Origin of the sequence: Paenibacillus tepidiphilus (assembly GCF_008635795.1) — a bacterium.
Taxonomy (GTDB): domain Bacteria; phylum Bacillota; class Bacilli; order Paenibacillales; family Paenibacillaceae; genus Paenibacillus_AQ; species Paenibacillus_AQ tepidiphilus.
In genome coordinates, this window is sequence record NZ_VWRQ01000001.1 from 64705 (window position 1) to 85090 (window position 20386).

A 20386-nucleotide genomic window follows, 5' to 3' on the forward strand; every position below is an offset into this window, starting at 1 on the left:
AGTGAGTAGTGAGTAGTGAGTAGTGAGTAGTGAGTAGTGAGTAGTGAGTAGTAAATAGAGGGTTACAGCGGTTGCAAGACAGAACACGACGATATCCAGATTTACGGTGATCGTCAACGTGCGGCGCTGTTTAAGAAAGCCGTAAGTAATGAGTAGTAATTATTGAATAGCTAGTAGTGAGTAGTGAGTTGTGAAAAGACCGGTGAGTGGAGATGAAAGAGAGTAAAGAACAAGGAGAGGAATAGTAAGTAATGAGCATAGAAAAGTAAGAAGTAAGCAGAAAGCAGTAAGCAGAGAGATTGGACAGGCAAAAATGGCAGCGGCGGTGTAGTCTGGGGGTTAGGGCGATTTTTTATGGCAAGAAGGAAGTTAATAGTGTGTGAATAGGACTTGAGCTTGGGAGGGGAAGGGTTGTGGGAATGAATATGAAGAGTTATGACAAGGTGCAGATGGGTGTGGATTACTATCCTGAGCACTGGGAGGAAGCGATGTGGGAACCGGATGTCCGGCTGATGCAGGAGACGGGTGTCAAGGTTGTGCGTGTTGGCGAATTCGCCTGGAGCCGGCTGGAGCCGCGTGACGGAGAGTTCAATTTCGCCTGGCTGGACCGTGCGGTGGACTTGTTCCACCGCTACGGCATCCAGGTGGTCATCGGGACGCCGACCGCCACGCCTCCGCGCTGGCTGACCACGGCCTGCCCGGATGTGCTGCCGGTCTTTGCAGACGGGCAGACCTTCCATCCGGGCGTGCGCGGACACCGCTGCTATAACAGCGCGTCCTTGCGGGAGTACGGCAGCCGCATCATTGACCGGCTGGCCCGGCACTACAGCGGACATCCTGCGGTCATCGGCTGGCAGACCGACAACGAGTTCAGCGTCATCGACTGCTGCTGCGGCTCCTGCACCGCTGCCTTCCGCCGCTGGGTGAAGGAGAAGTACGGCTCGCTTGAAGCGGTGAACGCAGCTTGGGGAACGGTGGTCTGGAGCGGAGAGTACAGCTCATGGGAAGAGCTGACCCTGCCGCTGGGCGGCTCGCCGTTCCAGAACCCGTCGTATCTGCTCGATGTCCAGCGGTTCCAGTGGGACAGCGTGACGGATTACCAGCGGACGCAGGTTGCGATTTTGCGGGAGCACTGCCCGGAGCATTTCATCACGCATAACTTTCACAGCTATCCGCAGCGGCTCGACCTGTACGCGGTCGGGGCGGATCTGGACGTGGCGGCGTTCGACTACTATCCGAACACCTCCCCGGCGAAGCAGGCGACAACGCCTTACAGCGGGGCGTTGTCGCTGGACCTGACGCGCGGCATCAAGCGCCGGGGGTTCTGGATCATGGAACAGCTGAGCGGGCCGCCGGGCTGCTGGATGCCGATGTGGCGCACACCGTACCCCGGGCTCCTGCGGGCCTATGCCTGGCAGGCGATTGCCCGCGGCGCGGATACGGTGGTGCATTTCCGCTGGCGCAGCGCGGCCATCGGGGCGGAGCAGTACTGGCACGGCCTGATCGACCACAGCAATGTGCCGGGCCGGCGGTTTGCCGAGTTCAGCCGGCTGTGCGCCGAGGTGAACGCGCTGGGAGAGCAGCTTGCGGGAACCAAGCTGCGCCATAAGGTGGCCATTCTGCATTCCTTCGAGCAGAAGGCTGCGCTGGATCTGCAGAAGCAGTCGGAGGGCTTCGACTACTACGAGAACATCAAGCTGATCCACCGCGCGCTGACGAAGCTGGGCATCGGCTGCGATGTCATCCGCCAGCGCGAACCGCTGGATGGATACAGTATCGTTATCGCGCCGAGCCTGTATGTGCTGGACGACGCGGCCGCCGCGCAGCTCGAAGCGTATGCGGAAGCAGGAGGCGCGCTGGTGCTGACCACCCGCAGCGGCGTGAAGGACATGAACAACGTCTGCGTCATGCAGCCGCTACCGGGACTGCTGAGCCGCTGCACCGGGGTGCGGGTGGAAGAGTACGACCCGATTGGCAGCGAAGCGCACACCATTGTAGATGCGCAGGGGACAAGCTTCGCCTGCACGCAGTGGTGCGACCTGCTGACGCCGGTCACGGCTGAGCCGCTGGCCTGGTACGGCGACGATTTCTACGCCGGTATTCCGGCGGTGACCGTGAACCGCTGTGGCCGCGGCGAGGTCTATTACCTCGGCACCCAGGCCGAGGAGAGCTACTGGGCGCAGCTGCTGGCCGGGCTCGCCGACAAATACGGCGTGTCCCACATCGCCGGCCTGCCGGAGGGCGTGCAGGCGACGGTGCGCAGCGGCGAAGCCGGCAGCTTCCTGTTCCTGCTGAACCTGAGCCGCACGCCGCAGACCGTTCCGCTGCCAGGCAGCTACCGCAGCGCACTCTACGATGGCGCGCTGCGCTCCGGGGAGGTCGCGCTGGAGGCGTACGGCGTGGAGATCCTGAAGGTGTAGGGGAGCACGGACCGGAAGCTTATCCCGGCGGGTACAGTATCGCCGGGAACCCATGCGGCCGGAAGCGTGCCGGTACGGACTACTGCGGGCGAAGATGAGATAGCCATAAGTGTATTTGGTGCAACTATTTCCGTGGAAACCGCTGGTTTTCTCGGTATAGTTGCACTTTTTACAACTAAAAAGCCGGGATGCGTCGGAAATGAAGAGGATCGCCAATTATAGTTGTACGAAGTGCAACTATCGCGGTTCTTTTCGGATTTTTTGCGGAAATAAGTGTACAAAATACAATTAGCGCAAAAATCACAGCGCCGCCGGACGGCGCCGTGCTGCATCCGCCGCGCGGGCAGCGCCAAGCACACCCGCCAGACTGCGGCGTGCTGCATCCGCCGCACTGGCAGCGCCAAGCGCAGCTGCCAGACTGCGGCGTGATGCGCCCCGCCCGCTGCGCGAGCAGCGCCTAGCGTGGCCGCCGGACGCGGCCAGCTGCACCCGCCGCGCGAGCAGCGCCTTAGCGAGCCGCCGATGGAGGCGCAGACTGCACCCGCCGCGGGAGCAGGCGCCTTGCGCAGCCCCCGGACGGCGGCCAGCTGCACCTGCCGCGCGGGCAAGCGCCAAGCGCAGCTGCCGGACGGCGGCGTGCAGCGCCTAGTGCAGCCGCCGGAACTGCTCCGGCGTGATGTTCGACAGCTTGCGGAAGGTGGCCACGAAGTGGCTGACGTCCCGGAAGCCGACGAGGCCGGAGATGGCCTTGACCGTCAAGTCGCGGCGGCTGATCAGGAGCTCCTTGCTCTTGCGGATGCGCAGGCGGACAAGATAGGCGTAAGGAGACAGGCCGAAGGTCTGCATGAACAGGCTGCCGAGATAGCGGCCGGATACGCCGAGCTGGTCAGACAGATCGTGCAGGCCGATATCGGGATATTCGAAATGGCTGTCCATCCATTTTAAGAGCGGCTGCAGCTTGTCGGCATTGCGGGAAAGGCTGGCGCTGTTCCGCGTCTGTCCGAACGTGCTTAAGGTCAGCAGAAAGCGGTAAGCGCTCGTGGAGGCGGTGAGGCTGAAGATATCTCCGGCGGCGTCATGGCTATCGAGCATTTCCCGGATCATCCGCGATAAGGGAGCTTCCTGCTCCCAGCGATACAGGCCGCTGGACTGCATGCCGAGCGTCTCCGCGATGCTCTCCGCCGCGCCGCCGCCGAAGGTGAGATAGTAGGTGCCCCATTTGCGCGCGGAGACGGCCTTATAGCGATGCGGCGTGCCGGGAAGCAGCAGCACTCCTGTGCCTTCGGGAAGGGCCAGCACGGCATTGCCGAGCTCCAGCAGGCCTTCGCCGTCAGCCGTCTGCAGCCAATGGTAAATATGATAACCGTCCGGGCGGGATACGGTTTCCTGGTCGGGGTTATAGCCCATGCTTTCCAGGGTCAGCGGCAGGGGCTGGCCGCCCTCCCGGGCAAAAATAATGCGGCGGTGATCCGGAGCGAGCATAATAATTTATTCCTCCTGGAGTTCCATATTCTTATATGATTATGGACATTATTTTATATATAAAGGGAAAATGGTTGTGTATACAATAAGAATATAATTATACAACAATAAAGGATGTGCAACAGGTGATCAACGAACAATTGCCGAAGATCTGGTACGGCGGAGATTACAATCCCGAGCAGTGGGAAGCCCCGGTATGGGCCGAGGACGAGCGGATGTTCAAGCTGGCGGGTATCGATGTCGCAACAATTAATGTATTTAACTGGGCGCTGATTCAGCCTTCGGAAGAGGTCTATGACTTCTCCCACTTGGATGCGCTAATTGACCGTTTATATAAAAATGGGACCTATGTCATTCTTGCGACCAGCACCGGCGCCCATCCGGCCTGGATGGCCCGCCGCTATCCGGAAGTGACGCGCGTGGATGAGAAGGGACGCAAACGCAAATTCGGCGGCCGCCACAACTCCAACCCGAACAGCCCGGTTTACCGCGATTTCGCCGCCAAGCTGGCGGGCAAGCTGGCCGAGCGCTACAAGGATCATCCGGCGCTGCTCTGCTGGCATATCTCCAATGAATACGGCGGACATGATTATTCGGAAGAATCCGCAGCGGCGTTCCGCGTATGGCTGAAGGAGCGTTACGGCTCGCTGGACGCACTCAACAAAGCCTGGAATACCCGGTTCTGGAGCCATACCTTCTACGACTGGGATGAGATTGTGCTGCCGAATGAGCTGAGCGAGGAGTGGGACGGCAACCGCACCAATTTCCAGGGTATCTCGCTCGATTACCGCCGCTTCATGTCCGACAGCCTGCTGGAATGCTACCTGATTGAGTATGCTGCGATCAAGGAGCACAGCACGAACATTCCAATTACTACGAATCTGATGGGCTTCTATCCGGGGCTGGATTACTTCAAATGGGCCAAGCACATGGATGTGATCTCCTGGGACAACTATCCTGCTCTGGACACGCCGGTCAGCTTTACGGCAATGACACATGACCTGATGCGCGGGCTGAAGCACGGCCAGCCGTTCATGCTGATGGAGCAGACGCCGAGCCAGCAGAACTGGATGCCGTACAACTCCGTGAAGCGGCCGGGCGTCATGCGGCTGTGGAGCTACCAGGCCGTTGCCCGCGGCGCGGACACGGTACTCTTCTTCCAGCTCCGCCGTTCCATCGGGGCCTGCGAGAAGTACCACGGCGCAGTGATTGAACATGTCGGCCATGAGCATACCCGTGTCTTCCGTGAATGCGCGGAGCTGGGCCGCGAGCTGGAGCAGCTTGGCGACACGCTGCTGGATGCGCGCAGCGCCGCCGAAATCGGCGTCCTCTACGATTGGGACAACCGCTGGGCGCTGGAGCTGTCGAGCGGACCGACGGTCGCGCTGGATTATATGAAGGAAGTGCACAAGTATTACGATGCGCTGTACCAGCAGAATATCGAAGCCGATCTCATCGGCGTCGAAGAAGACCTGACTAAATACAAAATCGTCATCGCACCGGTGCTGTATATGATCAAGCCGGGCTTTGCCGAGAAGGTGGAGGCTTTTGTACAGGCGGGCGGTACGTTTGTCACGACATTCTTCAGCGGTATTGTCAATGAGAACGATCTGGTGACCGTAGGCGGTTATCCGGGAGAGCTGCGCAAGGTGCTGGGCATCTGGGCCGAGGAGATCGATGCGCTGCTGCCGGAGATGAGCAACGAGATCGTCATGAACAAGCAGTGGGGCGAGCTGGGCGGAGCTTACAAATGCAATCTGCTCTGCGACCTGATTCACTCCGAAGGCGCCGAGGTGCTGGCCCAATACGGCTCCGACTTCTATAAAGGCATGCCGGTGCTGACAGTGAACAGCTTCGGCGAAGGCAAAGCGTATTACGTAGCGAGCAGTCCGGAGCAGGCCTTCCTGCAGGGCTTCCTGGCCAACCTGAGCGAAGAGAACGGCATCAAGCCGCTGGTGCGCGCACCGCATGGCATCGAATCCGTACAGCGCGTGAAGGACGGCATGTCCTTCCTGTTCCTGCTCAACCATCACGAAGGCGAGCTTACCGCCGAGATCGGCGCGGACGAGCGGACCGATCTGCTGACGGGTGAGACACATAGCGGTTCCGTTACAATTCCGGGACGCGGCGTAATGATTCTGTCCGGTAAGAACTAGCCGGGCCATAAACAATAAGAAGGCGGGTATTCGTGTATACGAAGCCCGCTTTTTTTGAACACAGGACTCATTCCGTAATGGAGCCAAAATCAGTAATTTTCAGATCATACGTAATCTCGATCTTTGCTTTACTGAAGGTCTCATCCCAGTGGTCTTTCACTTTCTTCCAGACAGCGGGCTGCTGAATGGCCAGTTTTTCCCCGAACCCGGCGGCATCGCACTGATATTCGGTCTGTAGCTTATCGATCAAGGCCTGCATCATATTCGCCAGCTTCGCCTTAAAGATCTGTCCCGCCTTCTCCGCAAACTCCTCTGAAGTGGAGTTATCCCCGTCGTTCCACGTTTCAATAAACCGGCCTTCAGTAGAAAGCTTCACTGAGAAGGTAATGTTGTCGCCGTCCGCCTTGGCTTTAATTTTACTCTCCATTGCCTTGATCTCATAGGTCATCGGTTCGCCGCTGCTGTCATAGGCTTTGATCGCCCCCGCTTTGCCCTGATTGTTCAGCCAGGCCAAGCATTCCGTATCTTCCTGATTGAGAAACCCGATCCAGTGTCCGGTGTCTCCTTTGACGATACCCGCCCCCGAAAATTCAATCTCGCCGTCTCCTTTAATGAGATTCTGCAGCACAAAGCTTCTTTTGGAATAGGTGAGCGCATCCAGCTTTGACAGCGAAACCGGGCTCAGCACCTTGCTCGTTCTGCTCTGGTTGCGGATCATTCCCATGATATGAAATGAAGGGATTTCATTCGGCTGGTTGGAGGTCAGGGTATCTCTGGCGGTACCTCTGCTGATATACACCATGGTACTTGGACGGATATCGTTGTCGCGCATCACAAAATCCATCAGCTGCGAGATGGTCTGGCGCTTCAGCAGCTCGGCGGAGATAATGATGACCTTGAGATGATGTCCAATGATCGGGCGGTCGCGGCGGATGGAGAATTGCCGGAAGATTTCCAGAATGGAATCACCGGCCCCTGATACATTGCTGAAAGGCTTCTGCTGGCCACCGCCGCCGCCCTTTTGACCCATGGAGCCGCTGGCCGATTTGATAGGGACGACTTGAACCGTGGCCACCACCTTATTTTGTTTGGAATAGGTTCCTCCTTTCTCCTCGAATTCTTTCTCCACCGGGGCAGGCTCCCCGACATCCAGTGCCAGGCCGGTATAGAGCGCCAGATCCTCAATTTCCTTGCTGCTCCAGCAGCCGGACATCATGAGAGCCAACAGCAGACCGAGGGCTACTATAGCGGATCGCCTAACCACTTGGCTTCACTCCTTTTTTGCGCAGCAGCCATATGCCGGAATGAAGCAACGGAATCAGGATGAACAGGGCGATCCCCATGTTTCCAATGGCATCGCCCAGGGCGAAGACATCCCCCACGCTCTTCGGGACCATAGAGGCAATGAAAATCAGCGGCACCAGAACAAAGATGACCGGTTTCAGCTTCAGATGGAGAATTTGCGAGAACCCAAGCGAAGCCTGAAAAAAGAAGCTGCAAAAATTGCAGAACATCTGCATCAGCCAGATCACCATCAGCGGGAACTCCAGCCGTTCAACGAAAAATCCTGTAATCTCAAAGCTGCGGATCAGGTCGATGGTCGGCCAGGTGCTGGTAATGGCGGAATTGATGGAAAGTCCCCCGATGACCACCACAACCGTCAGTAGATAGAGGCATAGCGGTAGCCCGATTCCGGCGAGCATGGCTTTGGCGGCCTGGCGGGGGTGCTGCATGAAAGCAACAAGAGTCATGGTTACTTCGCAGCCCGTATAGACGAGTACTGTCGGCTTGAGCCCTCTTAATACAGGAACAATGCCTTCACTTAACACCGGGCGGAGATTATCAATGTTGAACAGCCGCAGGCTGACGCCATAGGAGATAAGCAGTACTACAATGCTGATGGGAAGAATGATCTGGAAGACGCGGGCGATCGAATTGATGCCGCCGCAGACCAGATAAGTGCCTGCCCAGATGAACGGCACGATGACAGCCCAGATCGGCGTGCCTTCCAGCAGGAAGAACAAGGTGACCTCGGCTAACGAGCGGATTTCAAAGCCAGCGAGGACAACGAAGTAAATAGCGAGCAGCAGGCAGAGCAGGCCTCCGATGAACTTGCCGGAGATTCGTCCGGCGTACTGGAAGACCGTCTCTCCGGGGAACTGCTGGCTGAGCTTCACCATCAGCAGAATGACCAGCATCACGATGACCCCGCTTAGCAGGATGGAGATCCAGGAATCCGGAGTTTTTACCGCTTCGCTGACCCCCCGGGGCAGCGTCAATATGCCTGCACCCAGTACGCTGTTGTTCAGGAAGACGGCAGCCTGCGACGCCGTGATTTTATCGTCGGTTCTAGTAAACAAATTCGGGCCTCCTTCTGCAAAATATCAGACTTTTGACTTCCGCCGGTCGTTCTGCGTCTTCAGCATGGCCGGTCTCCGCTTCATCAGCGAGAGAGGCGCCCGGAAGAAGAGATCCTTCCAATCGCGTAGCCTAAAAGGTGAAACGGGCGTCAGATAAGGCACGCCGAAGCTCTTGAGCTTGGTCAAATGGCTGCACAGCAGCAGGAAGAACAGGATGGTCCCGAACATCCCGAGAACAGCAGCGAACAGCATTCCGGCAAAACGCAGGAGCCGGAGGGTAATCCCGGCGCTGTACATTGGAATGGAGAAGGAGGAAATCGCCGTGACAGCGACTACGATGACCAGAAACGGGCTGACGATGCCTGCGTTAACGGCGGCGTCGCCGATAATCAGCCCGCCGACGATGCCCATGGCCGGTCCGACGGGCTTGGGCAGCCGGATGCCGGCTTCGCGCAGAATCTCGATGGATACCTCCAGGATCAGTACTTCAATGATGGAGGGAAAAGGAACGCCCTGCCTTGCCTCGATGATCGAAATGGCCAACTCGGTCGGTATCAGTCCGGGATGAAAGGAGATGAACGAGATGTACAGCGCCGGGGCCATCAGGGCCAGGAATGCAGCGGCGAAGCGCAGCATCCGCAGCAGCGAGCCCGGCAGCCAGCGTTCATAATAGTCCTCCGGAGATTGCAGCAGCATGCTGAAGGTAACCGGAGCAATCAATGCAAAGGGCGTTCCGTCCAGCAAAATGGCGACCCGGCCTTCCAGCAATGCGCTCATTACCCGGTCAGGCCTCTCCGTATTCTGGAGCTGCTGGAACGGGCTCAGCCAGTTGTCCTCAATTAACTGCTCTATATACCCCGACTCGGTCAGAAAATCGGAATCGATGGTGGAGACACGCTTTTCCACTTCGCGCAGAAGATCGGGATTCACGATGTCCTTGATGTAGGCGATCACCACATCTTTCTGCATCGTATTGCCGAGCCGGATGCTCCGCAATTCGAGCTGGTCAGTGAAGCCCTGCCGCCGGAGCATGGAGGTGTTCTCGCTCAGCACCTCCGTGAAGCCGAGGCGCGGCCCGCGCAGCAGCGCCTCGGAGACAGGCTCGGCAACGGCACGGTTTCCGCCATCGGGATATTGGATCAGCAGCCGTCCCGGCAATCCGTCAATCAGCAGGCCAGTATGCCCGAACAGGACCGATTTGTTGAAGCCGGGCAAATCTGCGGCCTCGGTTAAATCGCTGAATGGCATCGCCGGCAGGGCGTTTAGAGGCGAAGTCAGTAACTCCGAAGTGGCCTCATACATCAGATACTCCATGATGCGCATATTCAGCAGCCGGTCATTCTGCATCCCATCTACATAGATCAGCGTTCCCTTCGTGTGCAGCTTCGTCAGCGGGAACTCTCTGAAATGAACATCGCTGTTGCCGCCGATGGCGCTTCGGATGGCCTGCAGGTCCGCTTCATAATTGCCGCTGAAGGGTGTGCCGGAAGCCGACGGGGAAGGTGACTGGGATACAGGAAGCGCCGTCTTGCCTTTACGTGCTGCATTGCGGCCGGCGGCAGCTGCCGGGAAGCGTCCGGTATTGCCCCAGGCGTTCAATTTGTTATAGAGCATATTGGCTCCGACCGGGAGCAAGAAGGCGATGCCTGCCTGAAAGAAGACGAGCCAGTCCGGAATATAAGCAATAATGGATGACAACATATGGACAGTACCTCCCCCGGGCAAAAGTTACCGGCAAGTGCAATCTCAATTTTCCACGGTGTGCTTATCTTTTGCCGAAAATGACAAATTTATCAACAAGCAGCCCTGCAAACTCAACGGAGCGTTTATTGTTAAATCCGGATAGACAATACCTTTTGACTGGCAAGACGGCTGTGGCAGGGCGCAACATGAAGGGAAAGTGAGAAGTGGAGTTTGGAACTGGGGGAGCAGCAGCGTCTGACGGGGATAGCTTTCCGTAGGGAAGCTGATACAGAAGCAGAAACACGAGAACATTAAGGTACCAACCTGCTCTTCGATGGATTGTGGTCGGTTTTTCGCCTACGATGGGCGCGTTTACCCTAACGGAAGTTCATTATGGTCAGTTTTTCGCCTACGATGGGCGCGTTTACCCTAGCGGAAGTCCATTATGGTCAGTTTTTCGCCTACAATGGGCTTGTTTGCCTTCGCGGCAGCCCAATGTGGTCGGTTTTTCGACCACAATTAGGAATGGCCGGCTGATACAGTGTTGATTGCTGCCCGGCTACGAGCAAATGGTTAAATCCATTGCTATAGCTGGCAGAACGAGCTGTTTTTCAAGCGGATCAAGCAGCACCTGGCGACCTTGAAAATCTACAATGTCTACGTGCAATGTGGCACAATGCTTGAATTTAGTCACGTCTTCCATCGCGTCAAGTTGCAATTAGAGATGCGGTCTGAAATTGCTGTAACAGGCAATAGGTTTGAAAAAACGTCTGCCCCGAGAAAGGTGGCAGACGTCTTCGTGATTCCGGTAAACGAAACGATATCCCTTAATGTGATTTGATCGATTATATACTGCCGCTATCTGCCGACTCCCCGGCTCCGTTATCGCTGCCTTGGCCTCCCCCTGGCGCTCCGTTACCGCTGCCTTGCCCAGTCCCCGGCGCACCGCCGCCAAAGCCTTGCCCGCCGCCGAAGCCACCGGTGCTGAGCGTAATGCTCTCCGCTTCGGTGGTGCCTTCTTTCAGCGTGTACTGGATGATATCATCCGCTTTGAGATCGGAGAGGCTGATCTCCGTCTCCTTGCGTTCACCATTCTCGAAGGTGACGGACAGCACCTTCGTCCCATCGGGAACGGTAATGTCGGTGGTCTCCTCCGAGAAGCTCTGCATCATGCCGCCGCGCATGCCGCCTTGGCCGCGCCCGCCCCCGGTGCCGGCCGATTGGCCGCCCTCCGGCGGCGTGCCCTGACCGTCGGCCGGCGGCGCGCCCTCCGGCGCCGTGCCCTGGCCATCTCCCGGCTGGGCGCCCTCCGGCGGCGCTCCTTGGCCGTCTCCCGGCGGTTGGCCGCCTTCACCGTTGCCCGGCGCCTGGCCTTCGCCGCCGTTCTGCCCCCGCTGCGGCATCTCGGCGGTATACACTGTGATGGTGGTGCCGCTTATGCTTTTGATTTTGCCGATATTCATGGCTTGCCGGTTCATTCCATTCTGCCCCTGTGCTCCGGAACCGCCTTGCTGGGCTGCTCCGTTCCCGGTCTGGCCGGCTTGGGCGGTGCCCTGCGAAGACGCTGTACCACTGTTTGAACTGCAGCCCGCCAGCATCAGCGCAGCGATAAGGCTCCCCGCCATCATTACAGGCATATATTTCTTCATTGGTGCGCTATCCTCCTCTGGATTCTAATGGCTTGTCACAGCCAGATACAGGAAATATACCAAGCGCTCCTGAAAGCAACCTGAAAGAAATCGGTGGTGCAGGTAAGAAATCGCAGTCACGGAGCAGGATGTTATATAATGCTGATAGAGTGAAACAACACAGGATTCTCAACAGAAAAGAGGCAGGCGCATGAAAACCTTACTGGTAACAGGCTACCGCGCCCATGAGCTCGGGATATTCGACAGCAAGCATCAGGCTATTCCCTATATCCGGAAGGCGCTGGCAGCGAGGCTTATCCCGCTGGTGGAGGACGGGCTGGAATGGGTGATTACGCCCGGCCAATACGGCGTGGATTTATGGGCTTGCGAGGTGGTGCAGGAGCTGAAACGGGAGTACCCGGGTCTGAAGCTGGGCATCATTACCGCCCATACCGGGCAAGAGGACAAGTGGAAGGAGGAGAAGCAGAACGAGTACCGGCGGATCATCGCCGGCGCGGACTACTTCGGGGCGGTCAGCAATATGCCGTACGACGGACCCTGGCAGTTCCGGGCACGGGACGAGCTGCTCTTCCGCAAGAGCGACGGCATCCTGCTGTTCTATGACGAGGAGGCCGCAGAGGGCAGTCCGAAATATATCAGGGAGCGGGCGCTGAAGCTGCACGCGGAGAGCGATTACGGATTCTATCAGATTCATGCGGAGGAGATCCAGAATATCGCCGATGAAGAGAACCGTTATGACTATACTTGAGGACAATAGGAGGAGAACTTGAGTGAGTACTGCATTTGAAGAGGATATTTGTTATGTGATCCTGCTGAGCCCGACAGAACACGACCGCAGGGATATGGACATCATCCGGGCCCATGTTGCCCACCTGCAGGAGCTGGAACGCAGCGGACAACTGGTGCTGTGCGGACCGTTCGCCGATGCTCCCGGCGGAATGGTGATTGTGCGGGCGGAGTCCCGTGCGGAAGCGGAGGAGATCGCCCGGCGTGATCCTTACGTCGTCACGGGCATCCGCAGCTATGAGCTGCGCACCTGGGGCCTGTCGCATGCAGGCAACCGGCACATGGGCATAGCTGCGGAATAACACAGGGACGGCCCGGGACTCAGAGGAAGCTGCGCAGCGAAGGCGGGCGGCGGACCTTATGGTGCTGCTCGAAGGCGTAAGCCAGGCGGATCAGCACCGGCTCTTCATAGGCTCTGGCGGCAAAAGCGATGCCGAAGGGTACGCCCTGTGAGGTATAGCCGGCTGGAACGACGATCGAAGGGTAGCCTGCCCGGGACGTAATACGGGCGCCGAAATCGGCCGGGAACAGCAGGGCATCCAGTCCATGCTCCTGCATCGTGGCGTCGATGCCCTCCTCCTTGCAGAGCCGCAGGTCGGTGAGCCGATCGCGCAAATATTGCGGCTCTGTCAGCGTTCCGGAGGTGGTGAACTGGGCGTCGATCAACGTCGTTTGCCCGTAGCGCAGCGTCTCTGTCGGATGGGCATGGTTAAAATCGATGATATCCCTCAGGCTGCGCATCTTTGCGCCGGGGCCGAGACCCGCCAGATAAGCGCCGAGCGAGGTCTTGAATTCATTGAGCACGACGGAAGAATATTTGATCTCCCGCGCCGTCCTGATATCGGCCGGGTCGATGATCGTTGCCCCCAGACGGCGCATAATCTCCAGCGTATGGTTGAACAGCGCAAGCTGCTCGTCCGTCAGCTCCTCGAAATAATAATCCCGCGGAATGCCGATGCGTGCGCCCTGCAAGCCGCCTGCATCCAGAAATTCCGTATAATCCTGATGCCGCTTCCCGGTGCCTGAACGGGTGGCGGCATCTTCGCTGTCTTCGCCTGCCATGACGTTCATCAGCAGCACAGCATCCTGCACCGTCCGGGCCATCGGGCCGGCGGTATCCTGGGTGTTCGACAGCGGGAGAATGCCGGAGCGGCTGATAAGACCCACCGTCGGCTTGAATCCGACGATCCCGCCGAGATTGCCGGGATTGAGAATTGATCCGGAGGTCTCCGTGCCTACGGACACGGTGCAGAAATTGCAGGCCACCGCGACCGCCGAGCCTGCGCTGGAACCGCCGGTGGGCGTGGAGATATTGTAGGGATTGAGCACCTGGCCGCCGCGTGAGCTGTAGCCGGAAGGCATGCCGGTGGTCATGAAGTTGGCGAATTCCGTCATGTTGGCCTTGCCCATAATGACCGCGCCCGCTTCGCGCAGCCTGGCGACCAGGAAGGCATCGTCCAGGGCATAGGAGTCGGCCAGGGCGAGCGAGCCGGCGCTGGTGTGCATTTTGTCCCCTGTGTTGATATTGTCCTTGAGCAGCACCGGAATGCCGTGCAGGGGACCGCGGGGGCCCAGCAGCGCACGCTCCGCATCCAGCGCCTCCGCAATGAACAGCGCATCGGGATTGAGCTCCAGCACGGAGTTAATCGTCAGGCCGTTTTTGTCATGCTCGGCAATGCGTTCATAGTACATGAGGATTAACTGCCTGGCCGTCAATTCGCCGGATTCCATCGCCGCCTGGATTTGTGCAATGGTGGCTTCCGTAAGTTCAAAGCCCATGAGCTTCACGCTTCTTTCCCTGTAGGTTTGGGGATTACTGGACACGCTTTCATCTAAACATAAACGGGCGGTTATGGATAGCGTACATTTTTTGAAACATGATTAGGTACGTCCGATAACAGCAGAATTGTGATTAAAAGTCTCCCTTGGCTGGTTAATAGTTCCACATACATTTCTTTACGGGCAATTTAAGAAATGTGAACATCACGAATCGGGAGGAATTTATGTTGAAGAAGAGAGGGTTAACAGTAGCACTGGGGATGACACTTGCAATGGCTTTGACGGCTTGCGGGAACAATGAGGCGGCCAATGAAAGCGCGGCAGCTACGGCGGAAAGTACGGCGGCTGCAACATCAGGCACGGAGAATACAGCCGCTGCTACAGCGGGGGCGAACAATTCAGCTGCAGCCGGACAGTCCCAGGAAGGACCGATTTCGGTAGATGAGCTCATTACAAAAGCAGCCGAAGCGAGTCAGCAGCTGCAGAGCTTTGCCATGGACATGCAGATGAATCAGGATATAACCGCAAGCACTGGTGATGACTCGCAGATGCAGGGAATTGAGATGACGGCGCAATCCGAATATACGAAGCAGCCGCTGCAGATGCATCAGGTCGCCAAGATCGACATGATGGGGCAGGGGGCTCAAGATATCGAGCAATACGTTACGGAGAGCGGTGTATACACTAAATCCGAGGGACAATGGTTCAAGATGCCGGACTCGATGATCCAGCAAATGACGGCTTCGCTGGAGCAGTCGGCCAGCCCGGAGAAGCAGCTCGAACAATTCAAGGCCATCACGGATTATACCAAGGTAACGGAGGAAGGAAATGAATATCTCCTTACCGCCGATGTCTCCGGAGCGGATGTGAAGGAGCTGGCTCGAAGCTACATGAATCAGGCTGGCGGCACAGACAATCAGATGTCGGCCATGATGGACCAAATGGATATCAAGAGCATGAATATTGTGTACGGTGTCGACAAGGAGACCTTCTTTCCGACCCGGACTGATGTCAACATAGTGATGGAGGCGGCGGCAGACGGACAAAACATCAGCATCGACATGACCATGACTGGCGTGCTTGACCGTCATAATGAGATCCAAGAGATTAAGGTACCGGATGAAGCGCTGAACGCTCAGGAAGTCGAGCTGCCGCAGACCACAACACAGTAACTGTTCTGATCGCCAAATATGCCCCAGGAGTGGAGCCTTCGCATAGATACTGAATCAGGTGCTTTGCGGGGACCCCTTTATTGGCAAGAAAAGGCCTGACCGGCCGCAATGATGCGGACCCGTCAGGCCTTCGCTATTTGTCATATAGACTGCACTCTAATCCTCGGCGTGGACAAAGCCTTCCTCGGCCAGGTACTCCTCCGCTTCCTGCAGCGTTTCAAAGGCCATATCCAGATTCAAACCGGCGTAGAGATACCACATGTCCTCTTCGCGTTTCAGCTCCAGACGATTTCCTTCCGCATCGGTCCAGAGGGTAGCCTGCGCTTTGCGTTTCTTCCGGCTTGGTGCGGGGGCGGCAGGCTCGTAGGCAGCCAGTGCAGCGATGGTCGCGTCCAGCAGCGTGCGCAGCTCGGCTTCCGGGAAGTCGCGGATATTCACAAGCCCCTTGTCGTCGACGGGATAGCCATCCAGCAGCCCTGCAAATACAAAGCCGTTGCCGTTCGGATGCAGATGGTAGGCGACGGTCTTTTTGTCGTGGCGGCTCTCTTCAAAGTGATAATTCACCCGGCCCAGTGAAACATTCTTCCGCTCCAGCTCAGGGTAGGAATCCAGTACAGCCAGTTTCTGTTCAAAAGTCAGCATATCGCGCCTCCGGTTCACGGTTGTTCGTTCAAGCACCCATTATACCACGTAGTGGAAGCATGGCACCATCTGCGGCTCAGAACGCTGACACAGCCTAGACTCCTACGGGGGCAGCAGCAGGAAGTTCTACCGCGCTCAGAGGCTTCCTTCCTCCAGCCCGTATCGTGGCCAATTCCCGCGCCTCAGACAGCCAGAGGCAGCTTCAAAATAAAGGTGCAGCCCGGCCCCGCGCTGTCGCCGGCCTCCGGGCTGCCGCCAAGCTCCAGGCTGCCGCCCATCGCCTCGGCCAGCAGGCGGCTGAATGTCAGCCCGAGCCCAAGCCCGCGCAGCGCGGTCTGCTTGTCGCTGCCGCGGAAGAAGGCTTCGAAGATCTGCTCCCGGCTGGCCGGATCAATGCCCATGCCGTTATCGGTGACGGAGATCTCGGCACTGCCGTCACCGGTATCACGGAGCCGGAGCGACAGCTGCAGCGGATGGCCCGGCGCCTTCGCCTGCAGGCTGTTGCCCAGCAGATTGACAATAATCTGCTGGATACGCAGAGGATCGCCCCGCAGCAGCAGCGGCTTCGCCGGGAAGAGCAGCTCCGGCTCGGCGATGTCGCCCTTCTGGGTCAGCTTCCACTGGTAGACAACTTCTGTGAGCAGCGGCGCAGCCTCCAGCCGGTCATGGCGGATCGCCACAATACCGGCGGTCAGCGCGTTGTAATCGAGCAGATCGGCGACCATGCGCTGCAGCCGTTCTGCTTCCAGCAGGGCGATGTCGAGGAACTCCGTCGCCTCTTCTTCTTCGACCACACCCTCGCGGACGGCGTGCACGAGTCCTTTAATCGAAGTGACCGGCGTCTTCAGCTCATGCGACACGCCGGCGAGCATCACCGCGCGGGACTGCTCGAACTGGCGCAGCTTGAAGGCCATTTCGCGGAAGGAGAGCTGCAGCTCATAGATTTCGCGCTCCTGGGCATCGGGCTTAAGCTTGATGTCATACTCCCCGTCGCTGATCTGCGCCGCTGCGGCGGCAACTTCCTGGACGGGACGGGCCAGCTTGATGGACAGCAGATAGATGGTCAGCCAGCTCAGAATAATCAGGAACACCAGCAGCGTGGAGAAGAAAATGATCTCCTCCTGCGGGATATGCTGCAATGAACGCTTCGACTGCAGCACGGCGACCTGGCCCAGCGTGTCACCGCTGTCTCCCGTAACCCTGGCCACTGCCGCCTTGAACTGCGGGCTGCGCGCATCGGTCAGGCTGTCGTTCAGCTTGTGCCGCATCTCTTCCTCGGTCAGCTGCGGCTCCGAGAACAGCAGCTCTCCGTTCTGGCCGGTAATAATGACACACATCTCCATGGATACCTTGAAGAATCGTTTGCGGTCCTCGACCAGGTTCGCAAGGCCCGGACTGATCTTCATCGTACCGTCCGCACCGATGCTGCGGTCGGCAATCTCCTGCGCCAGCAGGGCAGTGGTCTGCATGCGGTTGTTCATCGCCTCCCGCTGAATCCACCAGAAGGTGACCAAGGCAATCAGCAGCAGCCCGCTGCTGATAATAAGCAGATAGCGGATCGTCCAGTAGGAGAGAATGGAGGTTCTTTTCTTAGTTGCTTTTGTTAGTTTACCCATAGCTGATACCCCGTTCCCCGCAAGGTGCGGATTTCCCCTTCCGTGGCCGGCCAGTGCGACAAGGCCTGGCGCAGCCGCTTGATGGACAAATCGACCGCCCGGTCGCTGCCCTCATAGTCCATTTCCCATACATATTCCAGCAGCTGCTCGCGTGTACAGATCTGGTTCGGGCGCTCGGCGAGGAACAGCAGCACCGACAGATCGCGCGGGCTAAGGCTGACCTCTGCGCCATTGAGAAAGACACTGTGCGCCTCCCAGTCTACGAACAGGCTGCCGAAATGGCGCCTGCGGCCGCCGTCCGTCCACTGGGAAGGACGGCGCAGCACGGCATTGACGCGGGCCAGCACCTCCTCGGGTACAAACGGCTTGGCGATGTAATCATCGGCGCCCCCGTTCAGACCAGCCAGCCGGTCCTTGATACCGTCCCGTGCGGTTAGCATAATGACGGGGCAGCTGCTTTTGCTGCGGATCGTCTCCAGCAGCTCAAAGCCGTCCAGCCCCGGCAGCATCACATCGAGCAGCACCAGCGAGGGCGGCGAGGCATCGAAGCTCTCCAGCGCTCCCGGACCGTCGGCGGCGCGGGTGACGGCGAAGCCGGCTTTTCGCAAATATGCGCCCAGCACCCGGGCAATGGCTTCTTCATCTTCTACGATCAGAATGGTCTTCACAACTTTATAGTAAGCCTCCCCTTAGATAAGTCCGGCGGCCGTGAGGCCCTCAGGAATGCGGCAGCACAATTAATTAAAATTATGACAATTTTACCACATTGCGTTGGGCGTTGCTTTGACTTATTCCCGACATATTACGCTGCTACAATGGGAAGCAAGCCAGATACGGCACAAAACCAATAAGCTATGGAGGGATTAAGGATGAAGAAGAAAACATGGGCCTTAGCGGGCGCGGGAGTGGTGGTCGTAGGCGCCGTTGCAGCCTTTCTGCTGCTTAACAACAGCTTGGGGAACAACGTCGAGATCGAGTCCGTGATTCCGGCCCAGAGCCAAAACGCAGGCAACAACGCAGGCAACACAGAAGCAGCGGCAGCAAATGGTGCCGAAGCTGCAGGAGCGGCCGTTACCGCCGAGCAGCTGAACGGAGCCTGGAATATTGCGGAAGCATCGAAAGTATACTGGTCGGTAACGACCTCGCAGGAAACCGTCAACTTCGTCAATGAAGAAGTGTCGGGAAGCTGGAACGTGAACCTGGATGATCCTGCAGCGATGACAGGCGAAGGCGTCGTTGAAATGAGCGCACTGGACTCCGGCAATGCGCAGCGGGATGAGCATGTCAAGGATGCGGATTACCTGTCGGTGGCCGAATTCCCGCAATCCACCTTTACGGCAACCTCGTTCTCCGAACTGCCGGCGGAGTGGACAGAGGGTACAGTGGTACCGGTGCAGCTTCAGGGAATCCTTACTGTAAGAGGAGTCGAGAAGGAAGTGACCTTTGATTCCCAGGTGGTCTACAGCGGGGGACAGCTGCTGCTGTCGGGCACAACGACCGTTACGTTTGACGATTTCGGCTTGACGAATCCGCATAACGTGGTGATGGACACGGAGAATGAATTTGAAGTACGCCTGGAGCTCGCGCTGGATAAATAAGCGGGCCAGGTTATGAACGATAGAGAAGGGACCTCCATGATGGAGGTCCCTTTTTGGATGGAGGTTTCTTGCGGATTAGCCGGCAGTTCCTCCGTCCGCTGCCTTGTAGGAAGCCAGCCGCTCCTCTAGCGTTCCGGTGTGCAGCTCGAAGAGATTGTTGTCATAGTCATAAAAATACAGCGATAACCCCTCACCGCCGATCCGCGGCCGCGGCGGCTTCAGCTCCAGTCCCAGCGCATTGATGCGTTCCAGGTAAGACGGTACGTCCTCCTCTTGGATTTTGAAGGCGACATGATGGTAAGAACGGTTAAGAATTTCCGGGCTCTCCATGACCGCAATCCATTGCCCGCCGATGATAAAGAATGATTCTTTGGACAAGGAATGAAGCTGATCCCCGCTGTGGTAGACTTCCTCCGCACCGAACAGCTCCTTATAGAGCTGCGATGTACGCTCCAAATCCCGCACGACAAAGGTCAGATGGCTCACGCTCTCGATCATCTGCTCGTCCCCCCTTTGATTGTCTTGTTCATGTGATTATCAAAAGTTCAACTTATATAGCTTAGCGCTTCCTTGCTTATGTATCCAGCGATCATCGTGCATTATAATAGCAAAGAATAGTGAATGCTGGAATTCAGGGGGGCACAGGCATGATTGAAGTGGCGGCGGCAATTATCCATAATGAGGAGGGGCGGATTCTGATCGCCCGCCGGCGGCAGGGCAAGGCCCATGCCGGAGCGTGGGAGTTTCCGGGCGGCAAGCTGGAACCCGGGGAGGATGCTGCGCAGTGTCTGCGCCGGGAGCTCCGGGAAGAGATGAATATTGCCATTACGCCTGTGCGTTATTTCGGAGTAAACGAACATGATTACGGGAATGTGCAGATCCGGCTGATCGCTTGGGAGGCGGCATATACCGGAGGAGAGATCGTGCTGACTGATCACGATGAGTACCGCTGGACACTCCCGGCAGAGCTGGGGGAGTATGGGTTCACGCCGGCGGATGTACCTTTTGTGGAACGAATCAGGAACGGCGCTTAAGGGCGCGAT

18 protein-coding genes are annotated in these 20386 nt (G+C 57.7%); 7 read left to right on the forward strand and 11 right to left on the reverse strand.

What is annotated here, in order from left to right; genetic code table 11:
* Nucleotides 1–419 precede the first annotated feature (419 nt).
* Entirely contained in the window at nt 420–2420 is a 2001-nt protein-coding gene (locus F1379_RS00320) for a beta-galactosidase (RefSeq protein WP_150265840.1), read from the forward strand.
* Between the two features lie 300 nt (nt 2421–2720).
* Here F1379_RS00320 and F1379_RS00325 read toward each other — a convergent pair whose 3' ends face one another.
* Together F1379_RS00325 and F1379_RS00330 are read right to left on the reverse strand one after the other, a co-directional pair.
* Nucleotides 2721–2909, reverse strand: a complete 189-nt coding sequence (locus tag F1379_RS00325) for a hypothetical protein (RefSeq protein WP_150265120.1) — start codon at nt 2907–2909, stop codon at nt 2721–2723.
* 156 nt (nt 2910–3065) lie between these two features.
* A complete protein-coding gene (locus F1379_RS00330) occupies nt 3066–3902 on the reverse strand; it encodes an AraC family transcriptional regulator (protein WP_150265122.1) in 837 nt (278 codons plus the stop codon).
* Between the two features lie 125 nt (nt 3903–4027).
* On the opposite strand from F1379_RS00330, the gene F1379_RS00335 reads away from it, so the two are divergent.
* Nucleotides 4028–6058, forward strand: coding sequence for a beta-galactosidase (locus tag F1379_RS00335; RefSeq protein WP_150265124.1), 2031 nt, complete (start codon nt 4028–4030; stop codon nt 6056–6058).
* A gap of 67 nt (nt 6059–6125) precedes the next feature.
* Here the strand turns inward: F1379_RS00335 and F1379_RS00340 are convergent, their stop codons facing one another.
* The 4 genes from F1379_RS00340 to F1379_RS00355 all read right to left on the reverse strand — a co-directional run bounded on the left by F1379_RS00340 (nt 6126) and on the right by F1379_RS00355 (nt 11750).
* Nucleotides 6126–7322, reverse strand: a complete 1197-nt coding sequence (locus F1379_RS00340) for a Ger(x)C family spore germination protein (RefSeq protein WP_150265126.1) — start codon at nt 7320–7322, stop codon at nt 6126–6128.
* Nucleotides 7315–8418 (reverse strand): GerAB/ArcD/ProY family transporter, encoded by a 1104-nt coding sequence (locus tag F1379_RS00345; protein WP_150265128.1) that lies wholly within the window; start codon nt 8416–8418, stop codon nt 7315–7317. Before F1379_RS00345 ends, F1379_RS00340 begins: the two co-directional genes overlap by 8 nt.
* A gap of 24 nt (nt 8419–8442) precedes the next feature.
* A complete protein-coding gene (locus F1379_RS00350; protein WP_150265131.1) occupies nt 8443–10119 on the reverse strand; it encodes a spore germination protein in 1677 nt (558 codons plus the stop codon).
* Nucleotides 10120–10946: 827 nt separating this feature from the next.
* Nucleotides 10947–11750 (reverse strand): hypothetical protein, encoded by an 804-nt coding sequence (locus tag F1379_RS00355; RefSeq protein WP_150265133.1) that lies wholly within the window; start codon nt 11748–11750, stop codon nt 10947–10949.
* A 190-nt stretch (nt 11751–11940) separates the two neighbouring features.
* Here F1379_RS00355 and F1379_RS00360 point away from each other — a divergent pair, with 190 nt between their 5' ends.
* Both F1379_RS00360 and F1379_RS00365 read left to right on the forward strand, forming a co-directional pair.
* A complete protein-coding gene (locus tag F1379_RS00360; protein ID WP_150265135.1) occupies nt 11941–12498 on the forward strand; it encodes an SLOG family protein in 558 nt (185 codons plus the stop codon).
* Nucleotides 12499–12520: 22 nt separating this feature from the next.
* The gene (locus tag F1379_RS00365; RefSeq protein WP_203457000.1) at nt 12521–12838 is read left to right on the forward strand and encodes a YciI family protein; all 318 of its coding nucleotides are present in this window, start codon (nt 12521–12523) and stop codon (nt 12836–12838) included.
* Nucleotides 12839–12857: 19 nt separating this feature from the next.
* On the opposite strand, the gene F1379_RS00370 is transcribed toward F1379_RS00365, so the two are convergent.
* Entirely contained in the window at nt 12858–14315 is a 1458-nt protein-coding gene (locus tag F1379_RS00370) for an amidase family protein (RefSeq protein ID WP_150265137.1), read from the reverse strand.
* Between the two features lie 224 nt (nt 14316–14539).
* Between F1379_RS00370 and F1379_RS00375 the strand changes: the two genes are divergently transcribed.
* Complete coding sequence (locus tag F1379_RS00375) at nt 14540–15487, forward strand: DUF6612 family protein (protein ID WP_150265139.1); 948 nt, start codon at nt 14540–14542, stop codon at nt 15485–15487.
* Between the two features lie 156 nt (nt 15488–15643).
* On the opposite strand, the gene F1379_RS00380 is transcribed toward F1379_RS00375, so the two are convergent.
* The 3 genes from F1379_RS00380 to F1379_RS00390 all read right to left on the reverse strand — a co-directional run bounded on the left by F1379_RS00380 (nt 15644) and on the right by F1379_RS00390 (nt 18413).
* Nucleotides 15644–16129 carry a hypothetical protein gene (locus F1379_RS00380; protein ID WP_150265141.1) on the reverse strand — a complete coding sequence of 162 codons (486 nt, stop codon included), beginning with the start codon at nt 16127–16129 and terminating at the stop codon, nt 15644–15646.
* Nucleotides 16130–16311: 182 nt separating this feature from the next.
* A complete protein-coding gene (locus tag F1379_RS00385; RefSeq protein WP_150265143.1) occupies nt 16312–17745 on the reverse strand; it encodes a sensor histidine kinase in 1434 nt (477 codons plus the stop codon).
* Nucleotides 17733–18413 (reverse strand): response regulator transcription factor, encoded by a 681-nt coding sequence (locus F1379_RS00390; protein WP_150265145.1) that lies wholly within the window; start codon nt 18411–18413, stop codon nt 17733–17735. The genes F1379_RS00385 and F1379_RS00390 overlap by 13 nt, the downstream gene beginning before the upstream one ends.
* Nucleotides 18414–18614: 201 nt before the next feature.
* On the opposite strand from F1379_RS00390, the gene F1379_RS00395 reads away from it, so the two are divergent.
* Nucleotides 18615–19343 carry a YceI family protein gene (locus F1379_RS00395; RefSeq protein ID WP_150265147.1) on the forward strand — a complete coding sequence of 243 codons (729 nt, stop codon included), beginning with the start codon at nt 18615–18617 and terminating at the stop codon, nt 19341–19343.
* Nucleotides 19344–19418: 75 nt separating this feature from the next.
* On the opposite strand, the gene fosX is transcribed toward F1379_RS00395, so the two are convergent.
* The gene (gene fosX / locus F1379_RS00400) at nt 19419–19841 is read right to left on the reverse strand and encodes a FosX/FosE/FosI family fosfomycin resistance hydrolase (protein WP_150265149.1); all 423 of its coding nucleotides are present in this window, start codon (nt 19839–19841) and stop codon (nt 19419–19421) included.
* Nucleotides 19842–19990: 149 nt separating this feature from the next.
* Between fosX and mutT the strand changes: the two genes are divergently transcribed.
* Entirely contained in the window at nt 19991–20377 is a 387-nt protein-coding gene (gene mutT, locus F1379_RS00405; RefSeq protein WP_150265152.1) for an 8-oxo-dGTP diphosphatase MutT, read from the forward strand.
* Nucleotides 20378–20386 lie beyond the last annotated feature (9 nt).